Annotated in this window: 12 protein-coding genes; 4 read left to right on the forward strand and 8 right to left on the reverse strand. The window is 38.4% G+C overall.

The features are described 5' to 3' along the window. Positions 1-57 precede the first annotated feature (57 nt). Positions 58-1,266 (forward strand): DUF1615 domain-containing protein, encoded by a 1,209-nt coding sequence (locus tag EGS71_RS07620; protein WP_001039857.1) that lies wholly within the window; start codon positions 58-60, stop codon positions 1,264-1,266. Continuing rightward, positions 1,233-1,889, forward strand: coding sequence for an HAD-IB family hydrolase (locus EGS71_RS07625; protein ID WP_000271368.1), 657 nt, complete (start codon positions 1,233-1,235; stop codon positions 1,887-1,889). Before EGS71_RS07620 ends, EGS71_RS07625 begins: the two co-directional genes overlap by 34 nt. 26 nt (positions 1,890-1,915) lie before the next feature. Here the strand turns inward: EGS71_RS07625 and proB are convergent, their stop codons facing one another. The 8 genes from proB to uvrB form a co-directional block, all read right to left on the reverse strand. Continuing rightward, positions 1,916-3,049: a glutamate 5-kinase gene (gene proB / locus EGS71_RS07630; protein WP_000573844.1), complete on the reverse strand. Its 1,134-nt coding sequence runs from the start codon at positions 3,047-3,049 to the stop codon at positions 1,916-1,918. 15 nt (positions 3,050-3,064) lie between these two features. After that, entirely contained in the window at positions 3,065-4,285 is a 1,221-nt protein-coding gene (gene cgtA / locus EGS71_RS07635; RefSeq protein ID WP_001212949.1) for an Obg family GTPase CgtA, read from the reverse strand. A 164-nt stretch (positions 4,286-4,449) separates the two neighbouring features. Then, positions 4,450-5,124: a hypothetical protein gene (locus EGS71_RS07640; protein ID WP_000468065.1), complete on the reverse strand. Its 675-nt coding sequence runs from the start codon at positions 5,122-5,124 to the stop codon at positions 4,450-4,452. 11 nt (positions 5,125-5,135) lie between these two features. After that, complete coding sequence (locus tag EGS71_RS07645) at positions 5,136-5,870, reverse strand: hypothetical protein (RefSeq protein WP_001183838.1); 735 nt, start codon at positions 5,868-5,870, stop codon at positions 5,136-5,138. A 149-nt stretch (positions 5,871-6,019) separates the two neighbouring features. Then, complete coding sequence (locus EGS71_RS07650) at positions 6,020-7,477, reverse strand: glyceraldehyde-3-phosphate dehydrogenase (protein ID WP_000031228.1); 1,458 nt, start codon at positions 7,475-7,477, stop codon at positions 6,020-6,022. 216 nt (positions 7,478-7,693) lie between these two features. Then, complete coding sequence (gene rarD / locus EGS71_RS07655) at positions 7,694-8,641, reverse strand: EamA family transporter RarD (RefSeq protein WP_160948537.1); 948 nt, start codon at positions 8,639-8,641, stop codon at positions 7,694-7,696. Positions 8,642-8,749: 108 nt separating this feature from the next. After that, complete coding sequence (locus EGS71_RS07660) at positions 8,750-9,337, reverse strand: lipocalin family protein (protein WP_000885644.1); 588 nt, start codon at positions 9,335-9,337, stop codon at positions 8,750-8,752. Between the two features lie 93 nt (positions 9,338-9,430). Next, complete coding sequence (gene uvrB, locus EGS71_RS07665; protein ID WP_001004983.1) at positions 9,431-11,452, reverse strand: excinuclease ABC subunit UvrB; 2,022 nt, start codon at positions 11,450-11,452, stop codon at positions 9,431-9,433. A gap of 179 nt (positions 11,453-11,631) precedes the next feature. On the opposite strand from uvrB, the gene EGS71_RS07670 reads away from it, so the two are divergent. Further along, on the forward strand, positions 11,632-12,423 hold the full coding sequence (locus EGS71_RS07670) for a hypothetical protein (protein WP_000222197.1): 792 nt from the start codon (positions 11,632-11,634) through the stop codon (positions 12,421-12,423). Between the two features lie 173 nt (positions 12,424-12,596). Further along, positions 12,597-14,033, forward strand: a complete 1,437-nt coding sequence (locus EGS71_RS07675; protein ID WP_000448849.1) for a diguanylate cyclase domain-containing protein — start codon at positions 12,597-12,599, stop codon at positions 14,031-14,033. Positions 14,034-14,053: the final 20 nt, after the last annotated feature.

Below are 14,053 nucleotides of genomic sequence, written 5' to 3' on the forward strand. Positions count from 1 at the left end.
ATAGTATACTTCATCCGCTTGATCAGCTCATCTTTTTATGCAGGTGTCCTCCTCTCCATGAACAAACCGTTGTCTTCCCGTTTTTTATTTAAATCATTCGGTATGGTTGCCGTATGCATGAGTTTAGCTGCTTGTGGAGATAAAGCCTGGTGGTCAAATAATGATGAGCCTGAATTAGAAAGCCAGCAAATCAAGCGTCTCATTCCATCTCGTGTGCATGACCGTGAGTCATGGGCTAAAGATATTGATGACATTATGAAAGACTTAGACATTCCTAAAACCAAACAAAATGTCTGTAGTATTGTGGCGGTCGTTGATCAAGAATCCAATTTTGTCGCCAATCCTCAAGTGCCAGGATTAGGACAAAAAGCAGTTGAGGAAGTCAGTACACGTTTAAATGAAAAATTTGAAGATAAGCTTGGCAAAACCATTGGTGGAACAATTGCAGGTTACTTTGAAGAAGTACTAAGAACCCAACCCTCTCCTGACAATAACTATATGAGTCAGATGCGTAAAGTTAAAACCGAGAAAGACCTTGATTTACTTTACCGAGAAATTTTCGACTTTATGGCCAAACACTATCACGTGAGTGCTTTAACTGGCGCAGCTAAATTAGTTGGACAAGATATTGGCGAAAAAATGAATCCGATCACTACACTGGGTTCAATGCAAGTTCATATTAACTATGCCAAAGCAAACAAACGCTCGAGTATGAATACTGCTGCCCTACGTGATGACTTATATACCGAGTATGGCGGCCTATATTATGGAATTCACCGTTTAATGGTTTATCCGGCAGATTATGATAAAGCCATTTATCGTTTTGCAGATTACAACTCTGGTATGTACTCTAGTCGTAATGCAGCTTTTCAAAAAATGCTAAAAGAACTCACCGACAAGGATATAAGTCTTGATGGCGATCTACTCCTTTACACAAAAGATGGTGATCCACGCGCAACTCAAAGCGAGTCAGAAAAAGAACTAATTACTGTATTTGCTAGTAATAATGTTTTAGTTACACCAAGACAGATTCGTGATGATCTAAAATTAGAAAAAGAGAAAAAGTTTGAGAGTACTCAAACTTATATTGCGCTGACTAAACTTTATAAATCAAAAACTGGCAAAGAGCCGCTCTATGCAATTATGCCGCAAGTGGTGATTTCTGGGCCTAAACTAAGTCGTGACTATAATACTAACTGGTATGCAACCCGCGTAAACGGACGATATGAAACATGTATGCAACGAGCGAAACGAATAAGACTATAAAAAATCTCGCCCTGTTCGATTTTGATGGAACCTTGTGCAGTAAAGACAGTTTTACAGGGTTCATCTTTTATGCGTTGTCTAAACGCCATATTGTGAAGCAAGGCTTGAAAATCCTGCCATGGATTCAAGCCTATTATCTTAATTTTTATCCAGCCCATGCTATGCGTGCCAAGCTATTTCGTAGCATGTTCAGAGATACTCCTGCAATTGAATTGCAAAGACTAGGTGAAGAATACGCACAAGAACTCGTCTCGGCACTTTCACCTGAAATTTTTGCACAATTACAGCAACACCAGCTATTAGGTGATCAGGTGGTATTAGTTTCTGCTTCCATTGATATCTATCTTGCTCCACTTTGCAAATTACTAGGTATCGAATTAATTTGTACTGAAACTCAAGTCAAAAATGGCATGATGACAGGTTACTACTCAACTCCGGATTGTAGTAGTGAGCAAAAGAAGTTAAGAATAAGTGAGCAATATCCTCTAAAACATTATCAGCGAATCTATGCGTATGGAAATAGCTCAGAAGATTTAGACATGCTTAGTCTTGCTACACATCCTTTTATGGTCGGTGAAGATCGAATCTTGCCCTCATTAACCCCACAAAAAAAGCTCGCATGATGCGAGCTTTTTTAATTTAGAACAACTTAGTAAATTGCCATATGATCGCGATGAATCATTTCTAATGAACGGGCTTCACCAAGTACTTGGTAAACTTTGTCTGAAGAAAGACCTTTAATAATTTCAGCAGAACGAGAGCTAAAATTCACTCGCCCAACCGCAACACGTTTACCTTGTTTATCGACACATTCAACCACATCACCACGATCAAAATGTCCTTCAACAGTTTTTACCCCAACAGGCAATAAACTGCGATGTTTCAATTTAATCGCTTCAACTGCGCCATCATCAATTACAAGACGACCCGCTGTTTGTAAATGTGCAGCAAGCCATTGCTGATGTGCTGTCATACGGTCTTTATCAGTCGTAAACAACGTACCCAGCATCTCACCCGCCATCACTCGTGACAACACATTGTCGCTTTCACCACTAGCAATCAATGTCGGGCAACCTGACTTGGCAGCTAAACGTGCAGCACGAACTTTAGTGACCATGCCACCTCGCCCAAGCACACCACCACCACCAGCCATTTCAAATAAAACATCATCCATGGCACGCACAGTTGATAATAACTTTGCGTCAGGGTTATGACGTGGGTCTGAATCAAACATACCTTGCTGATCTGTTAAAATAATTAATAAATCAGCATGTACTTGACCAGCAACCATAGCTGCGAGTGTATCGTTATCACCAAAACGAATCTCATCGGTAGATACAGTATCGTTTTCATTAATGACCGGAATAACACGCCAATCAATCAAGTTCTGCAATGCATCACATGAATTTAAGTAACGACGGCGGTCTGCCAAATCATCATGTGTTAACAACACCTGAGCAGTTCGGATACTATGATTTTCAAGCACACTAGACCAAGTATGAATTAGGCCCATCTGCCCAATTGCGGCACATGCTTGAAGACTGGGTAGATCGGTGGGTCGACTCGCAAGCTTCATACGAACCATACCTTCTGCCACAGCTCCTGAAGACACTAAAATAATTTCGTGTCCAGCATTGTGTAAATCTGCAATCTGTTTCGCCCAATGCGAAATAGCGTCCAGATCTAGACCCTGCCCATTTGCCGTGAGTAAAGATGATCCGATTTTAACAACGATTCGTTTACACTCACTGAGCTTACGTTGCCCATCGACCACTTCTATCATGTTTTCCTCGGTTTTTTAATCACGAACGTAGATGCTTTCTACATCACCATCGTCTTCATCGTCATCGAAGTCATCATCATCGTCCATCATGCTTTCAAGGCGTTGTGCCTTACGCATAGCACGGTATGCTTCCTTCGCTGCAATGGTCTGTTCACGTGTTTCAGCTTCAAGCTGTTCACGGAATGCTCTTACTTCTGCTGCGTACTCAGGATCTTCAACTTCACGTTCACGTTGTTGTTCAATCTGATCCATGAGGTAATAAACAACTTCTTTGGTTCCTTCTTCGAGTAAACCCGAGGTCTTAAAGACAGGACCTGTCCATTGCAACTCATCTAGAATATGCTGACACCATTCTTCACGGCTTTCTTCAGCAATCTGATCAAGTTTATTGAGTACTAATACAATTGGTAACTTCGCCAAAGTAGGAGAAAACTTGGCAAGTTCATTCATAATTGCTTTAGCATTATGGGCCGGGTCTGAACCATCAATTGGTTGTACATCAATAATGTGCAAAAGAATACGTGTACGTGCTAAATGCTTAAGGAAACGAATACCTAAACCTGCACCTTCTGCTGCACCCTCAATAAGTCCCGGAATATCTGCCATCACAAACGAGCGGTGACGGTCAGCATCTACTACACCTAGGTTAGGAACCATAGTGGTAAATGGATAATCTGCTACTTTTGGTTTCGCGGCACTTACTGCACGAATAAATGTTGATTTACCAGCATTTGGCATACCTAATAAGCCAACATCTGCCAATACTTTCAACTCAAGGCGAATTTCACGGAACTCACCTTTTGTACCTGTCGTACATTTACGTGGAGCACGGTTGGTTGATGATTTAAAGTGAGTATTTCCTAAACCACCTTCACCACCGCTTGCAACCATTACTCTTTGGCCGTCTTCTACCAGATCGCCAATAATATCGCCTGAATCTGTATCAACAATTGTTGTACCAACGGGTACTTTTAAAACCACATCTTCACCACCACGTCCGGTACAGTTAGCACCTGCACCGTTTTTACCACGCTCAGCGCGGAATTTACGGGTGTAACGGTAATCGACTAGGGTACTTGTATCATCATCTGCTTGAATATAGATACTTCCACCACGTCCGCCATCACCACCATCTGGGCCACCAAATGGTACAAATTTTTCACGGCGAAAACTGGCTACGCCATTGCCACCGTCGCCAGCCTCTACGGTAATGACTGCTTCATCAACAAAGCGCATTTGCCAATCCTCTAAAAACTCTAAAACCGCCTATTCTGCCATATTTTCAGAAAATTCTCGAATAGAAAATCGAGAGAATTCTACTTTCCTGCTGCTTATTTTATTTCTTTTTATCAGGAGATAAACCTACAGCAAGTCATGGTCTATTTTTATTGATTAATTACCTAAGGATGAACATTACGTAACGGTAAATCCATCTTCATATCCAAATTAGCTTTAGTGTGCTGAACAGAGTTATACATAATGGCATTAAAGCTTGAGATATTCCCCATTTCCATTGCATCGTTAACGTTCAAACTTGGATTAAACTGATGTTTAATTGGCAAATTTATAGATTCGTCAAACTCAAAATAAACCGGACCATTAAAAGCAATTTTAACCGGAATGGTATAACTACGTTTTAACTGAAATGGAATATCAAGTTTAATCGGGATATTTAATTTTAATGGAAACCTTGGTAATAACTTATTTTTGTAAATTAAATCAGTGGTTGTTTCTAAAGGCATCACCTGATCGACTTTTAATGTTGTCGCATAATCAACACTTACTGTAATTGGAGTCTCGACTTCAAACTCTAAATCAGCCAAGTATCTTCCTTTTAATGGAACTGAAATCTGACGGTCAATATCAATAGAGGTGTCTAATTTACCTATCGATTGAACCTGCAAATTATTACCAACATGTATTTTAGTTTCTAATGATTCTGGTAGACGAATATCCGACTCATGTGCTGAAACTACAACTGAAGCCTGTATGTTTAAATAGAACCAAAATAAGATTGCCGTGAGTATCATAATCAGAAAGAAACTGATTAATATACTTTTTAATGAGCCAAACATAAGCCATTCACCTATTTTGTCTGGTTCTGAACAGGTGAAGAGTTATCTTCGCCAGATTTAACGCGATTCAGGCTCATGCTCGATAGTGGTATTTTTAACTCACCATGCTCGATTTTAACTGGCAAGGTATTTTTTACATCTACCGACGCATTTAAAGCTGTTTTCACGGGGACATTCAAACTTCCTTGAATTGGAATATTTGTTTTTAATTGAGCATTTAATGGAATATGAAGATTTTCTTTTAAGACCGTTTTTACTGGCGCATCAAACTTCAAATGAACTTTTTGATCGAGTGGAACTTGAATATCAATAGGTACATCTAACTGTAAAGGAATATTTCCTTTTAATGGCAAAGTAATATCTTTACCAAGTACTCTCACCTGAACTTTCGTGTCAATTGGCAAACTTTGGTCAACTTTTAAAGTTTCTTTAACTGGAATAACCGTACTAATCGGCACCATATTATCGAAATAGACACGTGGTGTTAAAGTCTGTGTCAAAGGAATATTTAACTTCTCATTAATAGGAATATTAGCATTCACTCGCCCTTTAACATCGACATTTAAAGCATCTTTTACTTTAACTTGTACCTGTAATGGCTCTTGTAAATCGATCGCTACTGCTTGGTTTTTCAACGGAATATAAATATTAAAATGTTTAAACACCCAAATAGCGATAAGTACACCACATATATTCGCGATGATAATAAAAAAGAAGACGATCAATAATCTTTTAAACTGCTGCAATTCCAATCCCTTACTATTTCTTTTTGTTCCTTAAACCGTATTCTCATTGATTTCTAAAAAATAATCAGCATATATTTTGTACGGTTGTAAAAAAACCCAGTCTAAACTGGGTTTTTTTGTCACATTCTTTTATCTAACGTTAAAGCAGATTAAGCGTTAGTTTCTGCAGGGATTTTTTTATAGCTTACGCCACACATTTGCTCAGCAATACGTAATACTTGGCAGCTATAACCTACTTCGTTATCGTACCAAACATATGCAGTTAAGCGGTTACCAGAAGTAATCGTTGCTTGAGCATCATATACACCAGCAGTACGAGAACCGATAAAGTCGCTTGATACCACTTCTGTAGAGTTGGTATAACCAATTTGACCTTGAAGGTTAGAGTTGATTGAAATTTGACGAATGTATTCGTTCACTTCTTCACGATCAACTTCTTTATCGAGCGTTAAGTTTAAAATCGCAAGAGATACGTTTGGTGTTGGAACACGTACAGAGTTACCAGTTAACTTACCTTTTAATGCAGGCAATGCTTTAGCAACAGCTTTAGCAGCACCAGTTTCAGTAATAACCATGTTCAATGTAGCAGCACGACCACGGCGATCAGCTTTATGGTAGTTATCGATCAAGTTCTGGTCATTTGTAAATGAGTGAACTGTCTCAACGTGACCATTAAGAACTTTATATTTGTCATCCAATACTTTAAGAATTGGAGTGATCGCATTTGTTGTACAACTTGCAGCAGAGATGATTTTGTCTTCATCTAAAATGTCAGAGTTGTTTACACCAAATACAACGTTTTTCATTTCGCCTTTACTTGGTGCAGTTAATACAACACGTGCAACACCTGGGCATTTCAAGTGTTGGCTTAGGCCTTCAGCATCACGCCATTTACCAGTGTTGTCGATTAAAAGCGCGTTTTCAATACCGTATTGAGTATAGTCTACTTCGCTTGGGCTAGACGCATAGATCACTTTAATGAAGTTACCGTTAGCGATAATTGCTTCGTTTTCTTCATCAACAGAAATTGTACCTGCAAAAGTACCGTGAATAGAGTCACGACGAAGTAAAGAAGCACGTTTAGCCAAGTCACCGTCAGAAGACTTACGAACAACAATCGCTTTAAGGCTTAAACCACGACCTAAACCTGATTGGCTAATGATTAAACGAGCCAAGATACGGCCAATACGACCAAAACCGTAAAGAACTACATCTTTAGGTTGTTCAGAAGTTGCGCTACCTTTAATTGACTCAACAGCTTGAGCAACAAAAGCGTCAACATCACCGCCTTTTTCTTTATATTCAACTGCAAGTTTACCGATATCAACTTCTGCAGAACCGATATTTTCAACTTTTGCTAAAGCTTCTAAAATTGGGAAAGTATTTACTACAGAAAGCTCAACATCTACAACACGTGTACGACGGTGAGTTTTCAAAATTTGGATAACAGAACGGTTAATTAAAGAGCGACCGTAAACAGATACGACAATATTTTTTTCACGGTATAATTGACCGATTAATGCAATCATACGTTCCGCGATTTCTTCACGGTTTTTCCAACGGCCTTGGTGTTCAGCGTGCAGGGCGATGATAGTGTCTTTGCTCACAGATACGTCCTCTAATTAATTATATCTAGGCGTGATTTTTAAAACCCCGTAATTGTAATGGAATTATTGGCAAGAATGAATCAAAAGCTGACGTTAGTGGCTAGATTTTCCCAAAATTCATCATAAATTCATAAAATACCTATAATTATTTTTTATTATCTTATTGTTTAAAGCCGCTAAATTTTTGCTTTTTCTTACTTTTTAGATTTTGATGCTCTAATCGTGAGCATCATTTTTTAATCTTTTTTGATATTTTTCGATATTTAATTGCAAATTTTTGGCTTTTTGCTGCTGTTGATAAAGATGAAAAGCCCCTTCTAAAACCAATACGAAAACGGCACACCAAATTGGAAGATAAGTAAACCATTCTTCTTTACCAATACTTTCCCCTAACACTAAAGATGCTAAAGCAAGTAACACCGGTTCAAGATATCCAAGCAGTCCAAACACAACCAAAGGTAAATAACGGCTTGCCAATATATAACATCCCAAGCCTATAGCACTAAGCACACCTAAACCCGCAATAACCAACCCGAGTGTCGGCTGATCGAGGAACTTACTATATGGCAATAACCCTGTATGTGTCAGATAGATTGCAACTGGCATAATAATCAGAAGGTCCCACCAAAAGCCCCCTAAATTATCCGTTTTAATTTTCTTACGTAACAAGAAATAAGCGGAATAACCTATAGCCACTAAAGCAGTTTCCCAAGCAATACTTCCTAGTCGAAAAATCTCATGCCCTACACCAATAATTGCAAGAACAATAGCGATCCACTGAAATTTCGATATTTTCTCTCCATATAAGACACTACCCGCTAAAACCAAAACAAGCGGTAACAGGAAATATCCCAAAGAAACTTGCAAACCACGTCCATGCATAGGCCCCCATAAAAACAGCCATAACTGCACCGAAGTCAAAACGGATGTTGTAATGAGTAATAGAAGTAAAGAAGGTTTCGCTAAAATACGTTGATATATATTTTTAATATGGCTTAAATCACCACTCCACCACATAAATAAAGTTAAAAATGGCAAAGTCGCAATAATACGCCATCCAAAAGTCTGTTCACTATCAAGCTGGCCGAGTAATTGAGTATAAAAATAAAGAACACCAAAAGTTAATGATGCCATGACAGACAAAATCACGCCCTTTAACATCACTAACCTCTTTATACTTTAAGAAAAATAAAGCGATACAATACTTGATTTATCCACTATAAAAAAGAAAAAACCATGCGAAAACATGGTTTTTTCTTAAGCAGCATATATTTATTCTTTATGCTCGGTATGAATAATATCTCGAATATCAAATCCTAATGTTTTTGCATAATTTAGATATTCATCAACCACTTCTTTGTGTGGATGTGGCGTTCTAGATAAAACCCAAAGATATTTTCGGGAAGGTTCGCCTACCAAAACGGTTTGGTAATCTTCATCGAGCTTTAAAATCCAGTAGTCTCCACGAATTATCGGAATCCATCTTACAGCTTCTGGTAAAAAGCTTACCTTTAATTTCGTGTTATACGGCGGATTTACTACAAAAGCCTCACCGATAGATTGCTGTAATTGCTTTTGATTATCGTAGCAGCGGTTATCTACAACTATGTTTCCATTTTCATTTAAGGTATAGGTTGCAGATACATTGTAAGCACATTTTTTTTGGAAAAAAGCAGGTTTACGCGCGACTTCATACCACACACCTAAATAACGGTCTAATTCAACCTTATCGACTGTAGGTAGAGGCTTCTGCTGGGCATAGGCATATGTTCCGACAGCTAAGCCAGTCAGAACAATACCGCCCAATGCAATTTTTGCCAAGCGCCAACTGGCTTGCGGAACATTATTTCGAAATGCCATTGTTGCCCTCAACTCTTTGTTGTGAATACAAAATAACTTAAATATCTACAGTAGCTTGTTTTTTAAACAAATCATGTAGTGTTATGTATCCATTTATTGCAACATTTGCGCTTTTAAACGAACAATTTCATCACGAATACGCGCCGCTTGCTCGAATTGTAAATCCTTCGACGCCTTTAACATTTCTTTCTCTAGCTTAGTAATGTGCTTACTAAACAATTTAGGGTCAGAAAGAATATGTCGTTCATCTGCGCTAAGTGCTTGTGCCTGCTCTAGTACTTTCTCATCAATCTGATCATCAGAAAGTACTTCACCCGTATCAATTTCTTTCACAGCCTGACGAACTGCACTACGTGGCGTAATACCATGCTGCTCATTAAACTCGATTTGTTTTGCACGTCGGCGCTCTGTCTCATCAATTGCCTTTCGCATAGAATCAGTAATTGTATCAGCATATAAAATTGCTTTACCTTTCACATTTCGCGCAGCACGACCAATCGTCTGAATAAGCGAACGCTCAGAACGTAAGAAACCTTCTTTATCTGCATCTAAAATAGCAACTAAAGAAACTTCCGGCATATCTAAGCCTTCTCGCAGCAAGTTAATACCCACTAGTACATCAAATACACCTGTACGTAATTCATGAATAATTTTGACACGTTCAACTGTATCAATATCCGAGTGCAGATAAGCAACCTTAACGCCATATTCTTTTAAATAAGAAGTTAAATCTTCCGCCATACGCTTGGTTAAAGTCGTTACCAATACACGCTCATTTAAGTTCTTACGAATATTAATCTCAGACAAAACATCATCGACTTGGGTAAGTACCGGACGAACTTCAATTTCAGGATCAATCAAGCCCGTTGGTCGAACAACCTGCTCAACCACTTGTTCTGATTTTTCCAGTTCATATCTAGCTGGTGTGGCACTCACAAAAATAGTGGTCGGGACAATACGCTCCCACTCTTCAAATTTCATTGGGCGGTTATCAAGCGCACTTGGTAAACGGAAACCGTAATTCACCAAGTTTTCTTTACGCGAACGGTCACCTTTATACATTGCGCCAATTTGAGGAACCGTTACATGCGACTCATCAATAATAAGTAAGGCATCTTCAGGTACATAGTCAAATAAGGTCGGTGGTGCTTCACCTGCCGGTCGTCCCGATAAATGACGTGAGTAGTTTTCGATACCATTGGTGTACCCTAACTGCTGCATCATTTCCAAATCATAACGAGTACGTTGCTCGATACGCTGCGCTTCGAGTAACTTGTCATGTTCACGGAAGAACTTAAGCTGGTCTTGCAATTCATCCTTAATGGTATCGATAGCTCGTGTTAGGTTGTCTTTTGGCGTCACATAATGGCTTTTCGGGTAAATCGTGACACGTGGTACTTTGCGGACCATTTTACCGGTAAGCGGATCAAACCAGCGAATTGAGTCTACTTCGTCATCAAAGAGTTCAATACGAATCGCATGTTGGTCGGATTCTGCCGGGAAAATATCAATAATTTCACCACGGATACGATACGTACCACGTAAGAATTCAAGCTCATTACGCGTATATTGCATTTCAACCAAACGGCGAATAATTTCGTCTCGACTTACTCGGTCACCTTGGACCACATGCAATAACATTTGCATATAAGCATTTGGGTCACCCAAACCATAAATGGCCGAAACAGAAGCAACAATAATCGCATCACGACGTTCTAACAAAGCACGCGTTGCCGATAATCGCATCTGGTCAATATGGTCATTAATTGCCGCATCTTTTTCAATAAATGTATCTGATGACGGAACATAAGCCTCGGGTTGATAGTAGTCGTAATAACTTACGAAATACTCAACTGCATTGTTTGGGAAGAAAGCTTTAAACTCACCATAGAGCTGGGCTGCCAAGGTCTTATTATGCGCCATCACAATCGTCGGACGCTGAGTTTGGGCAATCACATTTGCCATGGTATAGGTCTTACCTGAACCGGTCACACCTAGCAGTAACTGATTACGAAAACCCTTTTCGATACCATTCACCAGCTTTTCAATTGCCTGTGGCTGATCACCCGCTGGCTGGTAATGAGTGACCAAATCGAAAGGTTGATTTTCGTTCACAGTTCTCTCTCTTTATAAAAAATTTGAATTTATCGTCTAGCAAATTAATGGGGATTTTTTCCCTAATTTAAAGTCTATATTGAGATTAATCTATATCGAAAATATTAAGCATCTTGATACTTGACCAATGCTTTAAACGGTTGCAACATGGACTTATCCATTAGATAAAAAGCATAACCATGACCTATCAATATCATGATGAAAGTATTGTAACCGAACTCCCTGAAGATACCGTGTTTGTCTTCGGTAGTAATATGGCTGGACAACATGGTAGTGGAGCCGCACGTGTTGCCAGTCAGCATTTTGGGGCTGTAGAGGGTGTAGGACGTGGCTGGGCTGGTCAGAGCTTTGCAATTCCAACATTAAATGAACATATCCAACAAATGCCACTCTCCCAAATCGAGCATTATGTTGAAGACTTTAAAGTTTATGCAAAAAATCATCCTAAAATGAAATACTTTGTGACAGCTTTAGGATGTGGGATCGCAGGTTATAAGGTTTCCGAAATCGCTCCTCTTTTTAAAGGCATACATCATAATGTGATTTTTCCTGAATCGTTTAAACCGTATGTTGAAGAAGATGCTATTTCACAGTTCCCAACACTCACTCAAAAAATGGTTCAAAGTTTCATTAATGATGAAGTTATTTTCTACTTCAATCACGGCAGTGAATCTTTTGAAGATGCTTTAGATAAAACGGATTTATCACGTGCTGAAAAAGCGATAGCGCTTATTGTGCTTAATGAGGAATTGTATCCTCGTGACCGCTATGGCAGAGGCCGTGACCACGAATTGAGGGATATTTTAGGTAAGCTCAATGGTAAGATTTTTAATATTCATGGTAACTCAGAAGGTGCAATGATTTTCGTAAGTGTAATTGTTGCGCTTATGGAACTTTATGATTTTGATGAGCAAGATTTTATAAAATTATGGCGCGGTGAGAAAAATATCGACCACCCTATTAACCGTTAATTTACTTTAATATTTTATGAGTGAAGCAGATAAATTCTGCTTTCTCATTATTTTATTTTACTTATATTTAATATTTTTATTTTAATTATTCTAATAGATTTAAAACGATTATTTCCCAAATCTTAGTTTTTCTCATTATACTTTAAGACAAACTGAATACTTAAAAGAAACGCATGGAAACTTTAGATTCTTCAATTTTTGACCTCACCCCAATTCCAATGTGGATTGAAGACTTTAGTGAAGTTAAGCAGTTATTTGACTTATGGAGAAATCAAGGGGTTGAAAACTTATATGAATTTCTAAGTCAAAATGAAAATCTAGTGGTTGAATGTGCTCATAAAATTAAAATTATTAAGGTCAACCAAAAAGTATTAGACCTTTTTGAAGCAAAAAACCAAGAAGAGTTATGTGCCAACTTAAATCTTATTTTTAAAAAAGAAATGTTTGAAGCTCATATTCATGAACTCGAAGCCTTATGGAATGGCAAAACTCATTTCTCGAGTACCACTATAAATTACACGCTCTCTGGTAAACGTATTGATGTACAACTACGTGGAGCAATTTTACCGGGTTCTGAAACTACGTTTGACCGTATTTTAATTACCACCGAAGACATTACTCCGTATCAAAATGCACTTCGTCAGGAAGAGAAAAATCGACGCCTAGCAGAATCAATGTTTATCTACTCCCCGACTTCGCTTTGGGTTGAAGATTTTAGCCGTATTAAAAATAGAATTGATCAGCTTAGGCTATTAGGAATTGAAGACTTTAGGACTTTTTTAGATGTACATCCTGAATTTGTTCGCCAATGCATAGAAGACATTTTAATTTTAGACGTCAATCAGTCGACTCTAGATTTATTTAAAGCACCAGATAAAACTACTCTGTTAAAAAATACCCATAAAATTTTTGCCGAAGAGATGGTGGAAACTTTTAGAGAACAGCTGATTGAACTCTGGCAAGGAAATATTCACCACAAGCGTGAAGCCGTTAACTATGCGTTAGATGGCCAAATCAGAAATGTCTTATTGCAATTTACCGTATTCCCCGGTTATGAAGAGACTTGGGGATTGGTACAGGTTGCGCTTACAGATATTACTGCACGAAAGAAAGCCGAAAATTATCTAGAATATTTAGGCCAGCATGATGTACTGACCAAACTTTATAACCGAGCTTTTTTTACAGAAGAGCTTAATCGTTTAAATCGCAGTATTATCCGCCCTGTTTCTTCAATTTTTTTAGACATGAACGGCTTAAAGGAAACCAATGATCAACTTGGCCATGATATTGGTGATGGTTTATTACGTCGAGTAGGTAATATTTTAAATCAGGCAATTATGAATACTGCTTATACAGCTTCTCGAATCGGTGGCGACGAATTTGTAATTTTAATGCCTGGTGCAGATGAAGCGAATGTTTTGATGATGCTGCAAACCATTCAGGAGCTTTTTAATATAGATAATCAATATTATTCAAGTCATCCTATTAGTATTGCGATTGGGCACGCCACAACAAAAGAAAATGAACAAGTTGAAGATATGCTAAAACGCGCAGATCATCATATGTATCAAAAGAAAAAAAGTTATTATCAAGAAATTCTTCTACCATAAAAAAACAGGCATATTGCCTG

The sequence above is a fragment of the Acinetobacter sp. FDAARGOS_559 genome (assembly GCF_003940475.1).
Classification (GTDB): domain Bacteria; phylum Pseudomonadota; class Gammaproteobacteria; order Pseudomonadales; family Moraxellaceae; genus Acinetobacter; species Acinetobacter baumannii.